The 1,927-nt window shown below is 30.6% G+C and carries 1 protein-coding gene; it reads right to left on the bottom strand.

The genetic code is table 11. The annotated features are described in order from the left end of the window. Window positions 1-153: 153 nt before the first annotated feature. The gene (locus DNU06_RS17365) at window positions 154-1,557 is read right to left on the bottom strand and encodes a hypothetical protein (protein ID WP_111064770.1); all 1,404 of its coding nucleotides are present in this window, start codon (window positions 1,555-1,557) and stop codon (window positions 154-156) included. Between the last annotated feature and the right edge of the window lie 370 nt (window positions 1,558-1,927).

The following is a 1,927-nucleotide window of genomic DNA, read 5'->3' as shown; positions in this document are numbered from 1 at the left end:
TATTTTTTTCAGCTAATTAAACTTTAGCTTAAAGTAATTATTTGTTTTTTCCACAAAGGAAGGAATTGCTTATAACGTTTGTGTAAATTTGCGTTGCTGTAAGGTACGAAACAGCTATGAAATTTAAATTTTGTTAGCTACTTATTATTATTTTTAGTAATAGGAGTAAATATACTCAGTTATACTACTTCTAGTATTAGTACTGTTTTTGTCGAAAGAAACGTCTATTTTTTTTATAATTTTGTCAAACTGATTATAGTGATATGTTATACTTCTGCTAAGTGTATCTTTTACGTAAGTCCGATATGTTAGTACCTTTAAAAGGTCATACTCGATAACTGTTGTGCTAATGGTATCTCCCTTGCTCTTATCAAATGTTGTGACATTTGTCAACAAACCCTGGTTATTGTACTTTTCATCTCGGATTAGAATCTTATTTTGATACAATTTACTTGCTACAAGCGTGCCATTTAAATCAAAAAAACTTTGCACTTCCCTAGGATTCCGATTTGGAGAGTCTATTGTTCTCACTACCTCTCCTCTTTTGTTATATTCAACTAGCTTACGGTGGTACATATCCCATTTTATTGGATAAATACTATCTTCTAACATATCATTTTTTTTCCTGTAAATCTCTTCAACCAATTGGTCATTGTTGTCATACTTTAGCTGAGTTTCAATATGAGAATAAAAATCACCATTTTTTAGCTTTACAACTTTGACTTCGTACTTTGTTTCAACACGAAAACTATCAGAATTAACATAGTTATATCTATACATTCTAGAATGGTTGTTCCCACTATAACAACTTGTACGCGTATTTTTCAATAAGTTATTATTATCATTATATTGATATACATCTTTATTACAGTTGTCAAATCTATATATTAGTGAGCCATACGAATTATAGTTGCATATTAGACTTGTATCGCCGTTTCGAAGCACATAAAAGTCACCTAGCTTACCTTCTGAATTATAATAGTAGAATTTCTTCACATCATTTTTTTTACCTGTTTGTAGATGATGTTCAGCAGTAATTTCCTTTTTAAGAGACCCGTTCGGATAATAAAAGTAATCAGTATTATAAATAGATGCTTTATCAGAAGGCATTTTACGGTATCGTTCTGACTTTACTTTAACTCCTTTTTCGTCCCGTTTTATTTTCATTCTATTTATTGTTACAAATAAGGTAGGCCTATTTTTTTTAGCTGACTTTGAACTAGATTGCTTTATGGTCTCGGAAAAAACGAGAGAATCATTTTTATCATATGTGTACTTTACTTGAGAAAGTAAAAAGCCATTGGAAGCATATCTTTCCTCTTTAAATTCCTGCGAATTATCCTTACCGTACTTTTTTCTTACTATAATTTTAGGTTTTCTACCATAGTCACTGTGGTAATTAATTAGCATGGTTGTGTCACCAAATTTATTAAATTCTATTTTTTGAGCAATGAAACAATCAGTTATTGAATCATCAAGAAATATTGAAACCTTTTCTAAAACACTCTTTATTTTAGAATTATTGTCTTGGTTAAATGCAGTTGTAAAATTACTCATAAGACAAATAAATATTAATACTTTTTCACTCATAGTTCCTACTTCATTTTAGATATTATTTCAAGATTATGGCCTTTTACTCTGGCAAACATTGTAGCTAACGTTTGTGTATGTTGTCGTTGCTAGCCCGAAGGGCAGCTATGCAATATACATATTGTTATAAGCTTTTTTTTTCAATGTACTATTTTTTAACATCCTACGCCTATTTTTATATCGTTTTTCTTTGAACTTTCGTTCATTTTGTCTTGGCACAAAACGAACCAAAAACCCAAGACCCGCACAAATAAATGATCTCATCCTGCGCAAAACAAAAGTTCGGCCGAGTGATTTCCGCTAATACTAGCGAAACTTCTCGGTCTCTCTAATGTTT

The sequence above is a fragment of the Putridiphycobacter roseus genome (assembly GCF_003234935.1).
In the GTDB taxonomy this organism is placed as follows: domain Bacteria; phylum Bacteroidota; class Bacteroidia; order Flavobacteriales_D; family Crocinitomicaceae; genus Putridiphycobacter; species Putridiphycobacter roseus.
This window is presented reverse-complemented; position numbering and strand designations above follow the sequence as displayed.